The following is a 20,406-nucleotide window of genomic DNA, read 5'->3' as shown; positions in this document are numbered from 1 at the left end:
ACTACTTTCCTAGCCGTTATGCTTTTTAAGGAGCTCGATTAAATCATCTTCTGTAAGCACGTCTATCCCCAAATCTTGAGCCTTTGTGAGTTTAGAGCCTGCTTTTTCACCCGCTACTAAAGCATCGGTTTTAGCAGATACACTACCTGACACCTTTGCACCTAGCTGTTGTAAGCGCGCTTTAGCATCATTGCGGTTAAGCGTATTGAGCGTACCTGTAAGTACATAAGTAAGCCCCGCTAGCGGTTGCTCATCCTCTGACGGTGCGCTTAGCGCAGGCCAATGAACACCTTGCTCAATAAGCGCATTGACCACCGCTAAATTATGCTCTTCATCAAAAAAACCTCGTACATGCGATGCCACAATATCGCCTACATCGCTTACTTGTGTGAGGCTTTCAACACTAGCACTAATAATATTCTCTAGCGTTAAAAAGTGATTCGCTAAATTCTGTGCCGTAGCCTCACCGGCTTCTCGAATACCCAGTGAATATAAAAATTTAGCAAGCGTAGTGGCTTTTGCTTCATTTAAAGCAGTAACTAAGTTTTTAGCCGACTTAGGCCCCATGCGCTCAAGTGATTCAAAGTGACCTTGCTTTAATATAAATAAATCAGCCGGAGTTTTTATAAGCTCACGGTCCACTAATTGATCAACAATTTTATCCCCAAGACCATCTATATCTAGTGCCTTACGCGAGGCAAAGTGCTTTATAGCTTGCTTGCGCTGCGCGGGGCATACTAGGCCACCAGTACAACGGGCTACAGCTTCACCTTCTACTTTTTCTACATGGGAGTCACAAATAGGGCAAGCTAATGGAAACACAATGTCTCTTGCATCGGTGGGTCTGCGTTCAAGCACAACTTGTGTTATTTGTGGAATCACATCGCCAGCACGGCGTATAATCACCGTATCGCCGACTTTAACGCCTAACCGAGCAATTTCATCACCATTATGAAGCGTTGCATTAGACACCGTTACACCGCCTACAAACACAGGTTCTAAACGAGCAACAGGCGTAATTGCACCTGTACGACCAACTTGAAACTCTACATCAAGGAGTTGAGTGACTTCCTCTTGCGCCGGAAACTTATAAGCAATAGCCCAACGAGGTGCACGCGCTACAAAGCCTAAACGCTCTTGTAGGGCTTTTTTATTAACTTTTATTACTACGCCGTCAATTTCATATTTAAGCTCACTGCGACGCGTTAAAATATCATCATAATAATCAAGTGCAGCTTGTGGCCCTTCCACCAGCTTTGTTTCTGGACAAAGGGGTAAGCCCCAATCAGTTAGCTTTTCTAATTGCTGAAAGTGATCCTCAGGGATTGAGCCATCAGCAACCAAACCAGTACTGTATGCATAAAACATCAGTGGGCGTTTTGCAGTAATTTTAGAGTCTAGCTGGCGTAGGCTACCTGCCGCCGCATTACGTGGATTTACAAATACTTTTTCGCCACGCTTTTGCGCTTCATTGTTCAGCTTTTCAAACCCTGCGCTGTCCATAAATACTTCACCACGCACTTCAAGCTCTTTGGGGTAGTCACCACGCAACTTAAGGGGGACGTTACGAATTGTTTTTACATTTTGAGTAATATTCTCACCTGTAAAGCCATCACCCCGTGTTGCAGCTTGTACCAACACTCCATCACGATAAATAATAGATACCGCTAACCCATCAAGTTTTGGCTCACAGCAAAAAGTGAGCTCATCGGTGCTCATTAAGCGCTCTTTAATTCGGCGATTAAAACCCGTAAATTCATCTTCGCTAAACGCATTATCAAGCGATAGCATTGGCACTTGGTGAGCAACTTGCTCAAATTTACTAAGCGCTGCGCCACCTACTTTTTGAGTCGGTGAGTCAGCAGATAAAAATTCAGGGTTTTGTGTTTCAAGCGCACTGAGTTCGCGTAATAGCCTATCGTATTCAGCATCGGGAATGCTTGGGGTATCAAGCACATAATAATTGTAATTGTGCTGCTCTAATAGGGTACGAAGATGATTAATTTGCTCACTAATGCTGCTAGACATTTAAACCTCAAAAAACATAAAAAAGCCACTTTGACGATATCGCCCAGTGGCTTGTAAAAATTATATATTACAAATTGTTACGCTGAAAAAGCACGAACCTGCTCAACATATTGCCTTACACGCTCAACACTCATTTCTTCGCGTTCTGCGTCTAATATGTGCGCACCAAATTCGTCGGCTATTTTTTTAGCCGCACTGTGCAACATATTAAAGGCTGCTAGTCCGTCACCGTCACACGGCAAGGTCATAAATAAGCTAACACCTGCGGTGCTAAACTGTTCCATATTATCTATATCGAACGTTCCTGGGTTGTACATATTAACTAATCTAAACAACACAGGCCCTTGGCCAGCAGGATCTAAATGACGGTTAAAAAAGCCTTCTTCAGAATATTTAAAACCGAGCGTGTTCACAGCAGGTAATAACTTGCTGCCTTGCATAGTTAACCCTTCTGGCATTTGTATATGTACAATAACAAAATCGGGTACTGGCTCTTTTGGTTGTTCATTAGTTTGCTCAACCGACTCTAAATCGTCAACAACACTCAGGTCATCTTCAATAAGAACCTCTGGCGCGCTGGGCTCAATTTGAGGCTCATTAGCATCAAAGTTAAGTTCCCCTAGCTGTGGTTCGTCACGCTCACTAATTACCGGCTCTTTTGGCTCAGCTTTTTGACTATAAGAATGAGAGGAAGCTGCTTGGCTTTCTTGGAGTGGTTCAACCCGTTCATTAACGGATGTATCTGGGCTCTCTTTTTTTCTTACAGACCATAAACCATGGACTAATAAGCCACCAATGACAATCACACTGATAATGATTAAAACCCATCTTAATTGTTCGGCCATCCCCTCACCTTTTATTATTTGTTATGCCTAAAACCTGTATAGTAATTAAAAACTAATACACGTGTTATAAAAATTTATGCGTGTGCAAGTTGCACCGCTTGTTCAATATCTACTGCAACCATTCGAGATACACCCGGTTCTGCCATGGTAACACCGGTTAAACGCCCCGCCATCTCCATTGCAATTTTGTTATGGCTTATATAAATAAATTGCACTGATTGTGACATTTCTTCCACCAAACGGCAAAAGCGAACAACGTTTGCGTCATCTAATGGTGCGTCAACTTCATCCAGCATACAAAACGGGGCTGGATTTAGCCTGAATATAGAAAACACTAATGATAATGCCGTCAGCGCTTTTTCTCCACCACTTAACAAGTGAATAGTTGAATTTTTCTTACCTGGCGGCCGTGCCATTATACTAACACCACTTTCAAGTAAATCGTCACTGGTTAATTCCAAATACGCACTCCCTCCACCAAAAACTTTAGGAAACAGCTGTGCAAAGTCTTCATTAACTTGATCAAACGTGGCTTTAAAGCGCGTTTTTGTTTCGGTATCTATTTTCCGAATAGCCCCTTCAAGGGTATTTAACGCTTTAGTTAAATCCTCTAACTGATTATCTAAATACTCACTGCGCTGTTTTGCAACATCAAACTCTTCTATAGCTGCTAAGTTAACCGCACCCAACTTGTCTAGCTGATTTGTAATACCTGTTAATTGGTTTTGCGCTGCATTTAGGGTTAAGTCGTCAGGTAATGTTTCAAGTACGGCTTTTAAGCTTTGTTTAAGCTCTTCTAATGGCTCAAGTGCAGCTTGCGCCTTTATTAACAAGCTCTGCTCTTCAAGTGTTAATTTTTGATGTTGCTCTTGAAGCCCTTGCAGCTCACCTTGCGAATTTTTAAGGCTAGCTTGCTTTGTATGTAAGGCGTCCTTGGCTTGTGATAAATCGTTTTGTAATTGCGCTAATCGTTGTTCGCCTTGCTGATGCTTTTCTAGTAAGGTTGAAATTGATTCACTGAGTGTTTCTTCTGGAATAAGTAACGCCTCTATTTCCAAAACTAATTCTTCAGCTCCTTGTTTTGCCTCTTCATAGGCTTGCGCTGCATGGCTCAGTTTTGTTTGACTTAACTGCCATTCACTACGTGCTTTTTGCTGACTTAAGCTTGCCTGATGAGCCTGCGTTTTGTATTGCTCCAATGCGCTGAGTGCTTGGCTATAATTTTTATCGCTGAGCATGCGCTCATCATTCGCAGTCTCAGTTTCATCTGTTAAATTTAATTGCTGCTCAACAAATAGTTCATATTGCTCGGTTTGTTCATCAAGCTGCTTGTTGAGTTGCACCAGTGACGCACTTATTGTTTGCTCTTGTGTTTTTATTTTTGATAGCTGATGTTGATATTGAGTAACTTGCTCTGTGAGCATATCGCTTCGGGTACTTGAAATAGCAATTTGTTGAGCAAGCTGATGAATAACGTCTTTGAGTGCTTTTTGTTCGGTATTAAGCTCTGCTTGTATTACAGTGTATTGTTCAAGCTCACTTTTGACCTGTTCAAGCTGACTTTTAACCTGCATGATCTCATCGGTGTGCGCGTGAAGTTGCTTATGCTTTATTAGCAATGAGTTGTCGGTGTTACTGTCTGCGTTTACGTGCCAATTACGACCATGCAATGCGCCTTTTTTATCCATTATCGCAATGTAATAGTCATCATTTAGCATAGATAAATCGGCGTGTTCGCTATAGCCAATTCGCGTGAGTAAGTCAGGATATACGCCAGTGGTAATATAATCTGCCAAGCTTGCCTTAAGTGAAGGCTGACTGCTTGGCCATATACTATTAGTTGATTGCTGCTCTGTTACACTTAAATGCGTGAGCGACTTAAGTGCTTGCTCTATTAGTGGCTCAAAACCATCTTGCACTATGAGCTGACTTAAAACCCCAGTTGAGTTAGTGAACTCTTCATCTAACCCCAATGCACTTTTGAGTCCCGCAATACGGGCGTTTAGTTCATTTTCTTTCTGTGCCAGTGCTTTATGATTGTCTTGAGTTTCATCAACCTGCCTATTTTGCTGAGTCAATTTAACTTCACATTGCGCAAGCGCACTTTGATTTTTTGCAAGCGCCTCAGTGAGTGCTTGGCGCTGCTGTTTTTGCTCGGCCAGCTGCTGTTCTACATTATTATTTTTTAGTTCATCAAGCTGCAAATTTAATTGGCTAAGTTGCTCATTCACATGGTTTATTTGCTGTTGCGTGTGCTTTATTTCACTACTTTGCGACTGCATCTGAGTGGTAAGGTGTTGCTGTTGTTCGTTGAGTGTTTGCCAATTCGAATAACTCTGCTGCTTAGTAACCTGCAACCCCTCAAGCTCAAATGACAATTCACTCACTTGTTCTTCGCACATTAAACTGCTTTCTATTGCCTCTTGCAGTGCTTCATCAAGTTCTTCGCATATGTGCTGCTGTTGCGCTTTTTGCTCAAGGCTATCTGTTTGCCGTTGTTGTAATTTTATTAAGCTTTGTTTAAGTGTCTGTATTTGTTGTTTAATACTGATTTTTTGCTGTTCTGAACGGGTTAACTCAGTATGGGTAATATGTTGCTGGTGCTGCGCATCACTTAATTTATCTTGCAGAGCTTGTACTTCGCCTTCAAGTGTTGCAAGCACATCATCGTGCCCTGAGTGGGCCGTTTTAAAAAAGCTAATTTGCTCATCAAGCTTTTTTATTTGCGCGCTTTTGTCTATTTGTTGTTGATGCAGCTTTTGCCATTTTAATACAGCTACTTGACCTTTTAATGTGCGCTCTGTTGCTTTAAGTTCACGGTATTTTTTAGCATCAAGTGACTGAACAGCCAATTTATCGAGCTGGCTTTGCAACTCTTTACGAACATCTAATAAACGTTCTAAATTTTCTCGGGTACTTTTAATTCGCGTTTGCGTTTCGCGGCGACGCTCTTTGTATTTAGATACGCCCGCAGCTTCTTCTAAAAACACGCGAAGTTCATGAGGTTTACTTTCAATTAAGCGCGATATCATCCCTTGCTCAATAATCGCATAACTGCGAGGACCAAGCCCAGTGCCTAAAAATATATCGGTTATGTCTCGTTTACGGCATTTGCTGCCATTTAAAAAGTACAACGATTGGCCATCACGCGTTACTAAACGCTTAATCGCTATTTGGTTTCTATCGGCAAAGGTATTTTTTAATTCTTGCTCGCCTAATGAGTTATCAAAAATTAGCTCTACAGAAGCTTGAGAAATGGCTTTACGATTAGTTGAGCCATTAAAAATAACATCAGTCATGGCATCGCCACGCAAGTTTTTAGCTGAGCTTTCGCCTAGCACCCATCGCACTGCATCAATAACGTTAGATTTGCCACAGCCGTTTGGCCCAACAACGCAGGTCATTTGATCTGGAAACGGTATTTTAGTGGGCTCTACAAACGATTTAAAGCCAGCTAATTTAATTGTGCTTAAGCGCATCTTGTTGTTTTACCAATTTATTATTGTTGTTATTCATGGGCAATTTAACTTAAAAAACACGCGTTTGTTAAGCTTGTCGCTTAAAATTATCTAAAATAATCCCTGTTGCCATAGCAACATTGAGCGATTCGGCCTCGCCAAATGCAGGAATTGTTATTTTATCGGTCACTAAACCCGCACAGGCTTCGCGTATCCCATGCGATTCACTGCCCATTAGCAAAACACCCTCACCACTGAATTGTGTTTTATGCACACTTTGACCATCTAAAAACGCGCCATATATTGGCAAGTTTAAAGTCTGTAAATATTCAGGTAATTCAACTTGGCTTACAGATACTCTTACAAACGACCCCATTGTTGCGCTAATTGTTTTTGGGTTATAGGCATCTGCGCTATCAGTGCTAGTTACAATATGTTTAATCCCATACCAATCAGCAACTCTGATAATAGTGCCTAAATTGCCTGGATCAGACACGCCATCAAGGGCCAATATTAACCCTTTTATTTTGGGTAAGTCGGTTTTGGGCATATCAACAATTGCAATAGCTGCATTATTACTTACAAGGGTGCTCGCTTTAGTCAAAGCGTCTTCGTCTGCTTCAATGATGTGAGTGTTTGGAAAACGGCTTTGATGAGCATTTACAAACGCCGAAGTTGCAAATATAACAACTGCGTTTAAAGAACTATTTAACAACTCAAGTACGTTTTTTTCGCCTTGTACAAGGTATTGATTATATTGCTTTCGGTACTTTTTTTGGCCAAGTTGGCGAATAAGTTTGAGTTGGTTTTTTGAAATCATAGCAGCCCCATAAAATTATCCGCTCAGTATAACAGAGTTCATTATAAAAAATGTATCACCTAGTTTGAACACACCTTATAGTGAGAAAAACAGTTCAATTGGTCAAACAAACTTCATACTTTGTATGTATTAAAAGCGCTATTGCTGTGATGAATGTTGAGTTTTGCACTTAAAATCGGTAAATTAACAAAAAAACAACATGGAATGGCTTTTAATGGAATCAATACACCCAACCCCTTCACAATCAAACGAATCGAGCGCTAAACCGCTTACCCCATTATCTAGCTCAAAAGTGCAATTTAGTGGCAAAGGCGGTGAGTTTTTTGGTATTTGGATAGTTAATATTTTACTAAGCGTACTAACATTGGGCATTTATTCTGCATGGGCAAAAGTGCGTACAATGCGCTATTTTTATGGGCATACTCGTATAGATGGCCACAGCTTTGACTACTTAGCTACTCCAATGCAAATTTTAAAAGGCCGTATTTTAGCCGTTATTGTATTTTTAATTTACACCTTTGCTGTCAGCTTTCTTCCACTCATAGGCTTTTTATTTGCCATCGCTTTTATTTTTTTAATGCCGTGGATTATTAACCAAGGCTTACGTTTTAATATGCGTATGACCCGTCATCGTAATGTGCGTTTTTCGTTTAAAGGAGATTACGGCGAAGCCTTCATTAACTTTATTCTTTTACCTATTGCCAGTGTATTTACACTTTATTTATTAATGCCTTATGTTTTAAAACGCATAGATACTTACATTCACAGTAATATTAGTTACGGTAATAAGCCATTAGCCGTAAAGCTCAAAGGTGAAACCTACTACCTAACAGCCCTTATTTGTTTTGTGGTGAGCTCTATCACCATGGTGATCTTTATGGCTGTATTAGGCTTATTTGGGCTTGACTTAATGAATGTAGAAAACCAACAAGCTGCACAAGATCCAGCCAAGATGGGCATTATGTTTAGTGGGTTGATGATTGCCTATGTTGTGATGATTGCCATAGTAACCGCAGTGTGGAAAGCGGCAATTAGAAATCATATTTTTAATAACAGCCAATTTGAAGATGTTGCATCGTTTAAATCTGAACTTAAACCTATTCCTTATGCCATTTTACTTTTGACGAACATGCTAGCGATTGTGTTTTCATTGGGGCTTGCTTACCCGTGGACCAAAGTGCGTACATCAAAAATGCTTGCCGAGGCTACAACCGTTGATATATACCCTGGCGCATTAAACTTAATAGATACAACGCAAGAGCAGCAGTCATCCTTTGCTGAGGAAGCGGCTAACGTATTTGATATTGATTTGTCGTTAACATAAGAGTTTATTATGAACGTTCAGGGACATTATTTTCCAAACGCTTCGAGTAACTATCAGCTGTGTGTCGCTAAAATTAGCGGCTCACACGTTGAAATTAATCACGGTAACGACGAACCTGTCCGCTATGCAATTAACGAACTTAATTTAAGTTCGGCGATTGCAGGTCTTGCCGACGAACTAAGCTTTGACGATGGTGGTCGGTTTATTCCGCTTGATGTAGATTTTAGGTGGCCATTTAACGCCAAAAATCATCACTCATTAGAGCGGCTTGAAAAAAATAAGTGGGCTATTATTACAGCAATTGTAGTTACACCTCTTTTTATGTGGTTAATGCTATACAAAGTTGTGCCCGCAATTGCTGTTTACAGTGTTGATACTCTACCTCATAGCGTTGTTGAACAAATGGGTGAGCAAAGTTTTGCTGTAATTAAAAAATTAGCACTCGACCCAACAGAGTTACCTGACGAACAACAAGCCAGAGTTCAGCGACACTTTAAGACCATACTTGATGAGCTTGCACTTGAAAAGTCGGTGTATAGGCTTTCGTTTTATAAATCCCAAAGCTTTGGTGCTAATGCGTTTGCACTCCCTCATGGCCGAATTGTGGTCACAGATGAATTAGCTAATTTACTGGCCGATAAGCCCAATGCACTAAAAGCCGTATTACTTCACGAAATTGGCCATGTCGTCCACCAGCATAGTGTTCGCATAACAGCACAATCGGCAGCAAGTACGATTGTACTTGCCGTTATATTCGGTGATTTAGAGGGAATAGCTGAGGTTGCCTTGGGGACTGGTGCCTCGTTTGCCCAACAAGGCTTTTCGCGAGATATGGAACGAGAAGCCGACAGTTATGCATTAACTCAACTAGAAAACTTAGGCTATTCAAGCAACGATTTTGCCGATGCAATTGAAGCTTTGCAAAGTGCGCATACCACTGAAAACGAACACCTTGAAAAGGTAAATAACTTACTCGAATACTTATCAAGCCACCCCAGCTCACAGGAGCGAATAGATAATGCTAGGAAATAACCGCGGTTATATACAAATTGCACGCTATATTGTGGGGTTGAGTTGGATGTATCATGGCTTTTTTCCAAAGATTTATCACGTTGCCCCTCTTGAAAAGTTAATGACTGGCAGTGCTGGCTATTCTGCACAAGTGTCTGATTTGATTACGCGTGGTGCCGGTATTGCTGAGGTTATTTTTGGGCTGTTACTAATTATATTTTATAAAAATAAACAGCTAGTTTGGTTAAATATTTTCTTATTATGCGGCCTGTTAGGGGCCGTTGCGCTCATGCAGCCTAATTTGTTAATAGAAGCATTTAATCCAGTTACTACCAACTTACCGCTTATTGCCTTGAGCTTTATATGGCTGAAAGAAATAAAACTCTTAAGTAATCGATACCTCTAAATAATAAAAGAGGATTTACATCCTCTTTTATTATTGGGGCACTTTAGAGAGAGTACTTATTTTTATGTGTCCACAAATGCAATAACTCGCTCGCAATGGTTGCTGCGGCAATAGCGGTAAGCTCACTTTGGTCATACGACGGTGATACCTCTACCACATCCATTCCCACCATATTTATACCTTTAAGCGCGCGCAGTATTTTAAGCACTTTATCTGATGTTAAACCACCACAAACTGGGGTGCCGGTGCCTGGTGCAAATGCCGGGTCGAGGCAGTCTATATCAAACGTTAGGTAAACGGGTAAGTCACCTACTCGCTCACGTATTTGCGCTGCAATGTCATTGGCATGCAAATCGTTAGCTTGCATTGCATCAATCACTGCAAACTCATGCTTTGATTGGTCAAAGTCGGTGCGAATACCAATTTGTATACTGTGCTCTACATCAATCAGCCCTTCCATGGGTGCATGATAAAACATAGTGCCGTGATCAAAACGCGAACCATTGCTGTATGTATCAGTGTGCGCATCAAAATGAACCAATGCCATTTTGCCATGTATTTTTGCATGCGCGCGTAATAGCGGAAGCGTTACAAAGTGATCGCCCCCAAGGCCTAACAGCGTTGCCCCTTGGCGAAGTATTTGCTCTGCGGCCATTTCTAGCTGTGCAGTAAAATACTCTGGATCGCCTACCGGGTAGGTAAAGTCCCCTGCATCTGCAACCGTTAAACGCTCAAACAAAGGAAATGTCCACGGGTATTTAGTGTCTTCCCAGGCTAAATGTACCGAGGCTCTACGAATAGCATCGGGTCCTAAGCGAGCACCGGGACGGCCCGATGTTGCTAAGTCAAACGGTAAGCCTAGTACAACGACATCTGCATCAATGGCATTAATATTTTGCACCATAGGACGACGTAAAAACGTCATCCCGTTTGAATACAATGAGTGGTCAACATGACCAAACAAGCTAGACATTGCTTATAACTCTTCTAAATAAGTGTAGCCATTAAGGCCACTTTGCAACTCGTCTAAAACGCTTTGCTGTTCATTTTTATCTATTTTTGCAGACACTAACTGCGCATACGACTGCTGAAAGCTTTCAACATCTAAATGCACATAACGCATCATATCGGCTACAGTATCACCTAGATTTATTTCGCTAATACTGGCAACGCCTTGCTCATCCATATTGATAATGGCGCTGTGTGTATCGCCAAATAAATTATGCATGTCACCTAAAATTTCTTGGTACGCACCCACTAAGAAAAAGCCCATTAGGTAGGGTTTATCTGCACTGTACTCAGGCACCGGTAGTGTGCTTTCAATGCCTTGGCCATCAACATAGTGCTCAAGTGCACCGTCTGAATCACAGGTTATATCAAGTAATACAGCACGTTTTTTTGGTGCTTCGGTTAAGCCACTTAATGGCAATACCGGAAACACTTGATCAATCCCCCACGCATCAGGCAATGATTGAAAAAGCGAAAAGTTTACAAAAAACTTATCAGCTAAACGCGCATTTAACTCGTCGATAATCGGGCGATGAAAACGGTTTTTGTTATCCATGTGTTTATTAAGCTCATAACAAATACGTAAATTAACTTGCTCTGCCCACGCACGCTGCGTTAAATCTAAAAGCCCAAGTGCAAACTGGTTATGCGCCTCTGCTAAATCCCCTTGGCTATCGTGATAAATTTCAATCAGTGCACGGTCATCAGTTAAATCGGTTAACTGCACAAACGAGGCCCACATATTATTTAATAAAAGCGGTGCATCGCCAGCAGGCGCTTTTAGCTGTTCTGGTACGTAGCTTTCTGTGCCTATAACATTTGATATAAGCACCGCATGGTGCGCCGTTAGTGCACGCCCCGACTCAGAAATAATAGTCGGCATAGGCTGCGCGTACTGCTTACACGTATCCCCTATGGTATACACAATGTTATTTGCATACTCAGCTAAGCTATAGTTCATTGAGTTATGAGATTGGCTGCGTGTACCGTCGTAATCAATCGCTAAACCGCCCCCAACATCTAAGCACTCAATGCTTGCGCCTAATTTGCGTAACTCACAATAAAAGCGCGCGGCTTCGCTTACCCCTAAACGCACATCGCGGATGTTTGCCATTTGCGAGCCTAAGTGAAAATGCACAAGTTGCATTAAATCAAGTTGGCCGGCCTCTTTTAAACGGTTCACTACATGCAGTACTTGCGACGCTGATAAACCAAATTTAGATTTTTCGCCGCCACTTGCTTGCCACTTACCTTTACCTTGCGATGCTAAACGTACACGAATACCAATGCGTGGTTTAACATTTAGCGCTTTTGCTTGGCTAAGCACCATGTCGAGCTCAGAAAGCTTTTCAAGCACTATGTATACTTTGTGGCCTAGCTTTTCGCCAATAAGTGCTAAGCGCACATATTCTTTGTCTTTGTAGCCATTACATACAATCACTGCACTGGTTTTTTCTGCCATTGCCAAAACAGTTAAAAGCTCTGGTTTGCTGCCCGCTTCTAGGCCTAATTGTTTTTTTTCTAACTCGGCTTGGCTTGCTACTATTTCTTCAACTACTTCGCGTTGTTGGTTTACTTTAATTGGGTAAACTAATAAGTAGTCTTTTGGGTAGCCATAGTTTTCAATCGCAGTATTAAATGCACCACATAAACTGTGCACACGATGATGTAAAATTTGTGGAAAGCGCACTAAAGCCGGTAAGCTTAATCCTTTTTCTTCTAGTTGTTTTGCGATATCTGTTAGTGCAATAGTTTGCTCTGGGGCGTGAGCCTTTGGCGCAACATACACATCACCTTGATCATTAATACCAAAAAAGCCTTGGCTCCAATGACGAACATTGTAACTCGTGCGAGCTTGTTCTAGTGATGTTGTCTCTTTCATTTATCTTTCTCTTTTATTTGATGAATGCCGGTTCGGCTAATTGCGCGCATTTAAAGAAAAATAGAGTTTCAAGTCCAACAAGTATTTTTACTCGTAACGAGTGATTTTTAATATTATCAGTAAATAGTAAAGAGCATGACCCACAAACCCTTAATTAATGAGGCCTAGTTGCAAATAATAATCAGGTTAGTCATACGTTTATTTATTATGAGGAGAAATATAGGTCTGGTTTTAATAAAAAATTTATTCAACTTATACGCGTGGTTAGGGGCCTGCTAATAAAAAACTTTTGTTTTGTATTCATTATTTAATTTTGCTATGCCGAATTTTTAACCGTTAGCGTGAAAATTTAAATCTTCAAATTGATTAAGTATTATTGCGGATGGGTTTTAACAGCTAAATAGCAGCAAATTAATTACTTAGCCTGAAATTTGCTTTAGCTGTTTGCTATTCAAAAATCAGGCTAATTAGCTACTGAAGCTAAAATCAATTATTCAGCTAAGGCCACTTTGGCTAACTTCATTGTACTTTCGAACGACTTAGTACCGGCTATAAATAACCCATTATGGCAAAACACAGCGTCGTCTAATCCCGTATGTGCTTGGAAATCTTCATCAGATAAACCAGCCCATGCTTTAGGGAGTGACTTTCTATCTTCAAACGATCCTGGCTCGACAGGGACAGTTTGAAGTATCCATTGACCTGAATGTGAAGGATAAACCATGTACAATGCTTCGCTTGACAAGATATGCACTGTTTTTTTCCATGGGGTGTATTTTTCAAGCACAATAACGCGTGGGTCTTCTGCACTTTCTATCGCTTTAGTTACAATTGCTTTTGCATTGACACTGCCACTTGCTGACGCTATGAATCGAGTCAACATACGAGAAGCAAATTCAACAGCCTCATCAAAGCACTTATCAAACTCAGGGCTCTCTTCCCATGTTGGGTTATACATTGAAATTGTTTGACTTAAGCTTATGCCTTGCTGCACCCCTTCAACATGGCCACAATCAATTGCATCAATGGTTGAGACCAACCCGGCATCTACTCTGTCTGCAATTGCTTGGTTATTATCACATAGTGCTAAACCATACTTTTGCCACACCAAACCAAATGAAGAATACGGTATTCCATTTTCACGCTCCCCCGCACCTCCGCGCTGGTGGTGATCAAAACGCCCGGTATCGGGATCGTATTGCCCACCCACATCAATCACTATATCAGCACTGTCCATAAGCGCTTTATCACGTGTACGTACTAAATTAAACGAAGGGTAGACATGTTTAAGCACCGCGATGCTAAATACATCATCGGCATGAAAATTACCGTTATGAGTAACTACTGTTAAATCGGTCACTGAACTGGTGTCTTTATTAGAAAGGATAAGGAAGTCTCGCTCTGTATTGCGTTAATAGTGAAAACTATAGGACGTTAAGTGGTGAATTTTATACGAATGTGATTAACAAGAACAGGATTCTTGTTAGTCGTTTTAATACTACGACAGACCCCAGCCAAATTACCAAAGCATGTTAATTTAAAATTGAAGGTGCCTACATTTTAATAAGACTGATGCCAGCATAAATAATCGTCGAAGTTCATAGGCTTAGCAATTAAATAGCCTTGAATCATGTCAACGCTCATTGTTTTAAGTACGGTAAATTGTTCTTCGGTTTCAACACCTTCAGCAACAACTGTTAAGTTAAGGCTTTTACCTAAATTAATAATAGTTTGCACAATACTAAACCCTGTGCCTTTATCTAATATTTTATCTATAAAGCTTTTATCTACTTTTAATTCATTCACCGAAAACGAGCTCAAATGCGTCAAACACGAGTAGCCCGTGCCAAAATCATCTATCGAAAAAATAAAACCTTGCTGTTTTAATTCATCAATTTGCGATATCACGCTGGCAATATCGCCGCTAAGCATAGACTCTGTGATCTCTAACTTAATATTCGATGGGTTAACGCCATAGTCGTTAACAACATTTAATAATTCAGTTTTTAACGTCGTTGAATTGAACTGGACCTGGCTGATATTGATAGACACTTTAAATGAATCATCAATCAGCTGCTTGCTGTTAAGCTCATTTATTAAAATACAAATATCACGCAGCACGGTGTTTTGAAGTTTTTGAATAACCCCATTTTGCTCAGCGATTGGAATAAAGTCATTAGGCGCAATCAGTCCCTTACTTGGGTGCTGCCATCTAATTAAAGCTTCTGCACCTGTAATTTTTCCATTAGCGTTTACCTGCGGCTGAAAATAAGCACTAAACTCATCGTGTGCTATTGCTCTGACAATATCGGTTTCAAGTTCTGCCTGATTTTCTAGTAGAGCTTGTAACTCTGGATCATAAAAGCTGCAACTATTGCCATTTTTCATTTTAGAACGGTACATAGCCGTGTCAGCAAATTTAAGAATGTTGTCGGTTAAATGATTACTTTTATCTATTAAACAAATACCGATGCTACAACTAACTTGAAAAGCTAAACGACCCACTTCAAATTTATCATAAAAAACACTTTGTATTATTTTAGCCTTTTTTTCTGATTCTAAAATCGCGCTTTCGGTGTTATCGCCAACATATTCAAGCAATATAATAAATTCATCGCCGCCAACTCGGGCTAATGTATCTTTTTCACCAACAACACCATTAAATCGTTTTGAAAGCTCTACAAGTACTTCATCAGCCGCGCTGTGGCCAACTGAGTCGTTAATTCGCTTAAAGTTATCCAAATCTAAAAATAACAATGCACCAGTCACATCGCTTTGCTTTATATTCTCAACATAGGCTGATAATTTGTCGTTTAGCATTCGCCTATTTGGTAAACCGGTTAATGGGTCGTAGAAGGCTAGTCTTTCTACTTCTTTTTCTGCTTTTTTCCTTGTGGTTATATCGCGGGCAACCCAAACAATGTAACGCTGAGATGGGTTATCTGATTGGTAATCTTTAATGGGCGATGTACGACCTTCAAAAACCAATATTTTACCGTCGATATCTAACTCATATTCAAATACTTGCACATCATTTGTAAGCAACGTTTTATCTATTACCGCCATTATTGGTGCGGCATCTTCTGCTGGCATCACATCATTAATTTTTTTATTTATTAAGTCTGATTGTGATTTATATAAAAGTGCGTCGGTGGTGCCATATATATCTATATACTCACCTTCTTCACTAATAATGAGGGTTAAATCGGGCATCACTTTTGTAAATGCCTCAAATTTTTCATTACTTTTTTCCAAGTCATTGATTAGTTGATTAGCTTTTATGTAATCATAATTTTTTTCAAGCGCAATACTGGTAAAGTGAACAAAGTAGTCGATTAATTCAAGTTCAAAAGTTGAAGGCTTTTTAGGTTTATCGTGATAGATGGCAAAAGTACCTAAAATACTAGATTTAGTTGAAACAACAGGGGTCGACCAACACGATCGTAATCCAAACTGTAAAGCGACTTCTTTAAAGTCTGCCCATAAAGGTGACTTAGCTATATTTTCAACAATAACGCGCTCACCTAAATAAGCTGCAGTGCCACATGAGCCAACACTTGGACCTATATGAACGCCATTAATTGCTTGGCAATATCCAGCATCAATATTAGGTGCAGCACAATGAAGTAGTTGTCCTTTGTTTAGTGACAAAATAGAGCATTTAGCGGATTTTTCATCAATAAGTTCCTCTATAGACAAACATATCTCATCTAAAACGTCTTCAAAGGGAAGCCCTAGCGCTATTTTAGATAAGATATCTTGCTGATGGGATAACAACTTTTTTAATCTAACTGTTTCCATTTGACACCACACACTTTCATTATTGTTTTTAGCTTAAAGATGTTTTTAAAAACAGTACAGTATTAAGTACCGAATAAAATTATTCGCTTAAGTAACGTAAAGTATAGTTGTAAATAATCGACTTTTACTGTTAATTAATTTTTTTTATACAATAATAAACAACACAGCGTCAGCCTATAAAAAATATAGCCGTTCAGAAATCTGATTTTTATTGGCTTAAGCCAAGCTCCATAAACACACTTTGCGGGTTATCTTGATAAGAGCCAAAACAACCACACCGTTTAAACCCTAAATTTTCATACAATTTAATCGATTCAATTTGTTTAGGGCCGGTTTCCAATCTAATTAATGGTATTTCTTCTTCACCTGCGTAGTGCAAAAGAATTTGCATTATTCTACGAGATAACCCTTTCCCGCGGTAACTTGGGTTTACATAGAGGCGCCTTATTTCTGCGTAAGATGGTTCCCCTGATTGCATCACAATTGCCCCACAAGCAACAATCCCGTCGTCGTTTTTTAAACCAATTGCATAAACATTAGGTTTATCAAGCTCACCTAACGTGAGAGATTGTGCGGTCGCTACTGGGTACAAAGAGTTTATAAGTCGGTCGATATCAGCAAAAACATTAATCACATCCTGGTCATTCGGTTTTAAATCAACTAACTGCATTGAGTATCTCAAATTTATATTAATTATATGTTGTGAAACTATACCGAATTGTAACAAATGAACAACCTCTGCAAGGTGTTTTAACGCAATTAGAGCTTTAAATGATTTAGACTCAGTACTTTCAAATAAGGAACTGATAAAAAATGCGTATACCTTGCTTTAAACACTTTGTTACGCAAAATAGCTGTTCAAAATTATTAAGCTATTTATACTAACTTAAGTTGTAAACATTGATTGAGGTTGTTGTGCAGATCATACAAGGTATGGAATATTTTTTTTCAGGGTTTAAATTAATAAGCCAAAAAGGATTAAAGCGCTTTGTGCTCATTCCGCTTTTGATTAATATTTTATTATTCGGTAGTTCATTATTTTTCTTATTTGGGTGGCTGAGTGACAGTTTTAATTATATCAACAATCTGCTTCCCGAATGGTTAAGCTGGTTAGAATGGTTAATGTGGCCAATTGCGGTATTAGTCGTGCTATTTAGTTATAGTATGGTGTTTACCGTGATTACAAACTTTATTGCAGCCCCATTTAATGCACTTTTAAGCGAAAAAGTAGAATTGTACCTAACGGGTCAAAAAATTAACGATGATGGCTTTGCTGACTTAATAAAAGATATACCACGTATGCTTGCCCGTGAGTGGACCAAGCTATGCTATTACTTACCACGTGCTATTGGCTTTTTTATATTACTGTGGGTATTACCGGTAATAGGGCAAATTCTGTGGGTATTATTTACTTGCTGGATGTATGCGGTGCAATATAAAGATTATGCGTTTGATAACCATAAAATTAATTTTAAAGAGATGAAAAACGACTTAAAGTCTAAACAGGGGCTTTCTTATGGGTTTGGTTTTGCTGTTATGTTATTAACAGCCATCCCATTTGTGAACCTAATTGTTATGCCTGTTGCCGTATGCGGTGCTACACGTTTGTGGGTAGATAATTACCGACCAAAATACCGAAGCTAACTCTTAAATGAAGTTATTACTTTAGCAACAGTATGTATATAAAAATGGGCCTAGCGACCCATTTTTTGTCTTCAATCAGCTGTATAAGCTTTGAGGGACTTTAATCACGTTTAAATGTACCGTGATCTCTTCTCTATCATGGTATAAATGCTTAGCTTGTAATTCGTAGCTAATACTGTACTTAGCGAGCTCTTCTTTTATCATTGCTAAGCACTCATATACACTGTCAAAGCGCTTTTTCATTGGTAACTTAAGATTAAAAATAAGCTCTTTTGCATAGGCATTAACTGCCCAGTCAATCATTAGGCTTGTTACTTTGGTTGGTTTTTCTACCATGTCACATACAAGCCAAGTTATGTTTCTTTTCTCTGGACGATATTTAAAGCCATCCTCTCTAAAATGCTTAACCTGGCCTGTTTCCATTAGGTTATCATTCATTGGTCCATTGTCTATTGCATTAACAAACATGCCTCTGCGCACCAACTGGTATGTCCAACCACCTGGGCATGCGCCTAGGTCAACACATCGCATACCGGCAGCAGCACGTGTTTCTCTTTGTTGCTCTGGTATAAACACATTAAACGCTTCATCAAGTTTAAGTGTAGAACGGCTAGGACCATCGCTTGGCATACGCAAACGTAAAATCCCCATAAAGTTGGGTGAATTGTTATAGCTGTATGAATAGCCAACATATGCAGTGTTATTTTCCAAAAATAACACATGCATCACAGGCCGATTTGCTTTTGGCTCACGCAACACAGTGTTTTGTTTCTCTAGTGCTTTTTTAAGCGGTGTGGATATTTTTTTACAAAAAGTAAGCAGTTCTTTACCTTCGTTTGTATCAGGAGTCTCTACTCGTAATTCAGCGCATAAAGGAAAATCTTTAGCTGCTTGCACAACTGCGCCTACACGGTCTTCTAAAGGCATATCTTCTAATAATGTGCCGGCAAACCACTGGCGAGCAAACACCATATTTTTGAAATCGATTTTTTTGATTATCTCGTCGCTATGCTGCGCTTCAAAACATTCATATATAACGTAACCTGTATTAGGTTTTGCCTTTACATACCCTGCAAAACCCTGCTCAGCAGCATGAAATGTTATTTCAGCAGCTGCATCGTTTTCAAACCCACTGCGACAATAAATCACAACACTAGACATAATAACCCTTAAACTTTTTAAAACTTAAATCGTGCAACTTGCACTAAAATAACAATCCAACCAATAATAAAGCACACCCCACCAAGAGGAGTGATTGGCCCTAACCACTCCATTCCTGTCAGTGCTAATAAATATAGGCTACCACTAAAAAGCAGTGTACCTATTATAAAAAAGTGGCCAGCCCAATTTAGGTTAATACCCCATTTTAAGAGTAAAGCTACTGCAATTAATGCTAAACCGTGCACCATTTGATACTCTGCGGCTGTTTTAAACACACCTATTGAATATTCTGATAGACGACTTTTTAGTCCGTGAGCGGCAAAAGCCCCCAACATAACCGAAAGCATACAAAATAAACTGCCTGCTATTAAAAATAGTTTTGTCATTATTTATCCAACATTTTGTTTATAAATTGCACTGTACTAGAAGCTGCTATTTGGCGGTTTTCTAATTCAGTAATGCCACTTTTTTTACGTGGTTTTAATGAGTGGTCACCATCAGCCAGCCATACATAGTCGGGCTGTTTTGGCATTGCCAGCGTTTTTATTTCTTCACGCGTACCAAATGTATCTCGCTCACCTTGCAACACTAAAAAAGGACAAGGAATATCAGCAAAGTGCTCTGTACGAAGCTTGTCTGGTTTACCTGGTGGATGAAATGGGTAACCAAATGCAATAACGCCTTTAATCGGCTGCTTAGTTGTGCATGCAAGCATTGACGCCATTCGCCCGCCCATTGATTTACCGCCAATAAACAATGGTAATTTAGGTTGAGCATGCGTTAATACTTGCTCGTAGTATGCAAGCAACTTGGGAGCACGCTCTGGTGGGCGTCGCTTGCCAGTTTGCTTTGCAACTTGCATATATTCAAAATCAAATAGACCAACATCAACACCCTGATCACTGATCAGTGCAGCCACGTGCTGCATAAAATCAGAATCACTGCCAGCACCAGCACCATGAGCAAAAATAAACTGTGCAATTGTGGGTTGGCTTTGACTTTTAAACCATTCAATCAT

Annotated in this window: 16 protein-coding genes; 4 read left to right on the top strand and 12 right to left on the bottom strand. The window is 39.8% G+C overall.

The features are described from left to right. Positions 1 to 9: 9 nt before the first annotated feature. From ligA to ACFI34_RS13795, 4 genes are all read right to left on the bottom strand, one after another. Positions 10 to 2,028 (bottom strand): NAD-dependent DNA ligase LigA, encoded by a 2,019-nt coding sequence (gene ligA / locus ACFI34_RS13810; RefSeq protein WP_341219383.1) that lies wholly within the window; start codon positions 2,026 to 2,028, stop codon positions 10 to 12. A 77-nt stretch (positions 2,029 to 2,105) separates the two neighbouring features. Then, the gene (gene zipA, locus ACFI34_RS13805) at positions 2,106 to 2,873 is read right to left on the bottom strand and encodes a cell division protein ZipA (protein WP_462673897.1); all 768 of its coding nucleotides are present in this window, start codon (positions 2,871 to 2,873) and stop codon (positions 2,106 to 2,108) included. A gap of 74 nt (positions 2,874 to 2,947) precedes the next feature. Continuing rightward, on the bottom strand, positions 2,948 to 6,352 hold the full coding sequence (locus ACFI34_RS13800) for a chromosome segregation SMC family protein (protein ID WP_462673896.1): 3,405 nt from the start codon (positions 6,350 to 6,352) through the stop codon (positions 2,948 to 2,950). A gap of 67 nt (positions 6,353 to 6,419) precedes the next feature. Next, the gene (locus ACFI34_RS13795; protein ID WP_462673895.1) at positions 6,420 to 7,151 is read right to left on the bottom strand and encodes a TrmH family RNA methyltransferase; all 732 of its coding nucleotides are present in this window, start codon (positions 7,149 to 7,151) and stop codon (positions 6,420 to 6,422) included. A 214-nt stretch (positions 7,152 to 7,365) separates the two neighbouring features. Between ACFI34_RS13795 and ACFI34_RS13790 the strand changes: the two genes are divergently transcribed. Genes ACFI34_RS13790 through ACFI34_RS13780 form a run of 3 tightly spaced genes read left to right on the top strand, consistent with a single transcriptional unit; the run spans position 7,366 to position 9,892 of the window. After that, entirely contained in the window at positions 7,366 to 8,475 is a 1,110-nt protein-coding gene (locus ACFI34_RS13790) for a YjgN family protein (RefSeq protein ID WP_462673894.1), read from the top strand. Between the two features lie 9 nt (positions 8,476 to 8,484). Further along, the gene (locus tag ACFI34_RS13785) at positions 8,485 to 9,507 is read left to right on the top strand and encodes a M48 family metallopeptidase (protein ID WP_462673893.1); all 1,023 of its coding nucleotides are present in this window, start codon (positions 8,485 to 8,487) and stop codon (positions 9,505 to 9,507) included. Continuing rightward, a complete protein-coding gene (locus ACFI34_RS13780) occupies positions 9,494 to 9,892 on the top strand; it encodes a DoxX-like family protein (protein WP_243533129.1) in 399 nt (132 codons plus the stop codon). The genes ACFI34_RS13785 and ACFI34_RS13780 overlap by 14 nt, the downstream gene beginning before the upstream one ends. 43 nt (positions 9,893 to 9,935) lie before the next feature. Here ACFI34_RS13780 and speB read toward each other — a convergent pair whose 3' ends face one another. The 5 genes from speB to ACFI34_RS13755 all read right to left on the bottom strand — a co-directional run bounded on the left by speB (position 9,936) and on the right by ACFI34_RS13755 (position 17,253). Then, on the bottom strand, positions 9,936 to 10,865 hold the full coding sequence (speB, locus tag ACFI34_RS13775; RefSeq protein WP_462673892.1) for an agmatinase: 930 nt from the start codon (positions 10,863 to 10,865) through the stop codon (positions 9,936 to 9,938). A 3-nt stretch (positions 10,866 to 10,868) separates the two neighbouring features. Beyond that, the gene (gene speA, locus ACFI34_RS13770) at positions 10,869 to 12,782 is read right to left on the bottom strand and encodes a biosynthetic arginine decarboxylase (protein ID WP_462673891.1); all 1,914 of its coding nucleotides are present in this window, start codon (positions 12,780 to 12,782) and stop codon (positions 10,869 to 10,871) included. Positions 12,783 to 13,272: 490 nt separating this feature from the next. After that, positions 13,273 to 14,142 (bottom strand): MYG1 family protein, encoded by an 870-nt coding sequence (locus ACFI34_RS13765; protein ID WP_462673890.1) that lies wholly within the window; start codon positions 14,140 to 14,142, stop codon positions 13,273 to 13,275. A 200-nt stretch (positions 14,143 to 14,342) separates the two neighbouring features. After that, positions 14,343 to 16,583, bottom strand: coding sequence for a sensor domain-containing phosphodiesterase (locus tag ACFI34_RS13760; protein ID WP_462673889.1), 2,241 nt, complete (start codon positions 16,581 to 16,583; stop codon positions 14,343 to 14,345). Between the two features lie 208 nt (positions 16,584 to 16,791). Then, positions 16,792 to 17,253, bottom strand: coding sequence for a GNAT family N-acetyltransferase (locus ACFI34_RS13755; RefSeq protein WP_462673888.1), 462 nt, complete (start codon positions 17,251 to 17,253; stop codon positions 16,792 to 16,794). Positions 17,254 to 17,516: 263 nt separating this feature from the next. On the opposite strand from ACFI34_RS13755, the gene cysZ reads away from it, so the two are divergent. Next, entirely contained in the window at positions 17,517 to 18,227 is a 711-nt protein-coding gene (cysZ, locus tag ACFI34_RS13750; protein WP_462673916.1) for a sulfate transporter CysZ, read from the top strand. A 75-nt stretch (positions 18,228 to 18,302) separates the two neighbouring features. Here cysZ and rlmM read toward each other — a convergent pair whose 3' ends face one another. The 3 genes from rlmM to ACFI34_RS13735 are packed head-to-tail and all read right to left on the bottom strand — an operon-like array spanning position 18,303 to position 20,406. After that, on the bottom strand, positions 18,303 to 19,388 hold the full coding sequence (gene rlmM / locus ACFI34_RS13745; RefSeq protein ID WP_462673887.1) for a 23S rRNA (cytidine(2498)-2'-O)-methyltransferase RlmM: 1,086 nt from the start codon (positions 19,386 to 19,388) through the stop codon (positions 18,303 to 18,305). A 17-nt stretch (positions 19,389 to 19,405) separates the two neighbouring features. Continuing rightward, positions 19,406 to 19,774, bottom strand: a complete 369-nt coding sequence (locus tag ACFI34_RS13740) for a DUF423 domain-containing protein (RefSeq protein ID WP_462673886.1) — start codon at positions 19,772 to 19,774, stop codon at positions 19,406 to 19,408. Beyond that, the gene (locus ACFI34_RS13735) at positions 19,774 to 20,406 is read right to left on the bottom strand and encodes an alpha/beta family hydrolase (protein WP_462673885.1); all 633 of its coding nucleotides are present in this window, start codon (positions 20,404 to 20,406) and stop codon (positions 19,774 to 19,776) included. Before ACFI34_RS13735 ends, ACFI34_RS13740 begins: the two co-directional genes overlap by 1 nt.

This window comes from Pseudoalteromonas sp. PSi26 (assembly GCF_054960575.1).
Note: the sequence above shows the minus strand (reverse complement) of the source record. Positions and strands in the feature narration are given on the sequence as shown.

Excerpts from the sequence above, each read along its gene's own strand:
- ACFI34_RS13755 (WP_462673888.1), bottom strand. The coding sequence starts at position 17,253 with ATGCAGTTAGTTGATTTAAAACCGAATGACCAGGATGTGATTAATGTT.
- cysZ (WP_462673916.1), top strand. The coding sequence starts at position 17,517 with ATGGAATATTTTTTTTCAGGGTTTAAATTAATAAGCCAAAAAGGATTA.
- ACFI34_RS13760 (WP_462673889.1), bottom strand. The coding sequence starts at position 16,583 with ATGGAAACAGTTAGATTAAAAAAGTTGTTATCCCATCAGCAAGATATC.
- speA (WP_462673891.1), bottom strand. The coding sequence starts at position 12,782 with ATGAAAGAGACAACATCACTAGAACAAGCTCGCACGAGTTACAATGTT.
- speB (WP_462673892.1), bottom strand. The coding sequence starts at position 10,865 with ATGTCTAGCTTGTTTGGTCATGTTGACCACTCATTGTATTCAAACGGG.
- ACFI34_RS13785 (WP_462673893.1), top strand. The coding sequence starts at position 8,485 with ATGAACGTTCAGGGACATTATTTTCCAAACGCTTCGAGTAACTATCAG.
- ACFI34_RS13735 (WP_462673885.1), bottom strand. The coding sequence starts at position 20,406 with ATGATTGAATGGTTTAAAAGTCAAAGCCAACCCACAATTGCACAGTTT.
- ACFI34_RS13790 (WP_462673894.1), top strand. The coding sequence starts at position 7,366 with ATGGAATCAATACACCCAACCCCTTCACAATCAAACGAATCGAGCGCT.
- ACFI34_RS13795 (WP_462673895.1), bottom strand. The coding sequence starts at position 7,151 with ATGATTTCAAAAAACCAACTCAAACTTATTCGCCAACTTGGCCAAAAA.
- zipA (WP_462673897.1), bottom strand. The coding sequence starts at position 2,873 with ATGGCCGAACAATTAAGATGGGTTTTAATCATTATCAGTGTGATTGTC.
- ACFI34_RS13740 (WP_462673886.1), bottom strand. The coding sequence starts at position 19,774 with ATGACAAAACTATTTTTAATAGCAGGCAGTTTATTTTGTATGCTTTCG.
- ligA (WP_341219383.1), bottom strand. The coding sequence starts at position 2,028 with ATGTCTAGCAGCATTAGTGAGCAAATTAATCATCTTCGTACCCTATTA.
- rlmM (WP_462673887.1), bottom strand. The coding sequence starts at position 19,388 with ATGTCTAGTGTTGTGATTTATTGTCGCAGTGGGTTTGAAAACGATGCA.
- ACFI34_RS13780 (WP_243533129.1), top strand. The coding sequence starts at position 9,494 with ATGCTAGGAAATAACCGCGGTTATATACAAATTGCACGCTATATTGTG.
- ACFI34_RS13800 (WP_462673896.1), bottom strand. The coding sequence starts at position 6,352 with ATGCGCTTAAGCACAATTAAATTAGCTGGCTTTAAATCGTTTGTAGAG.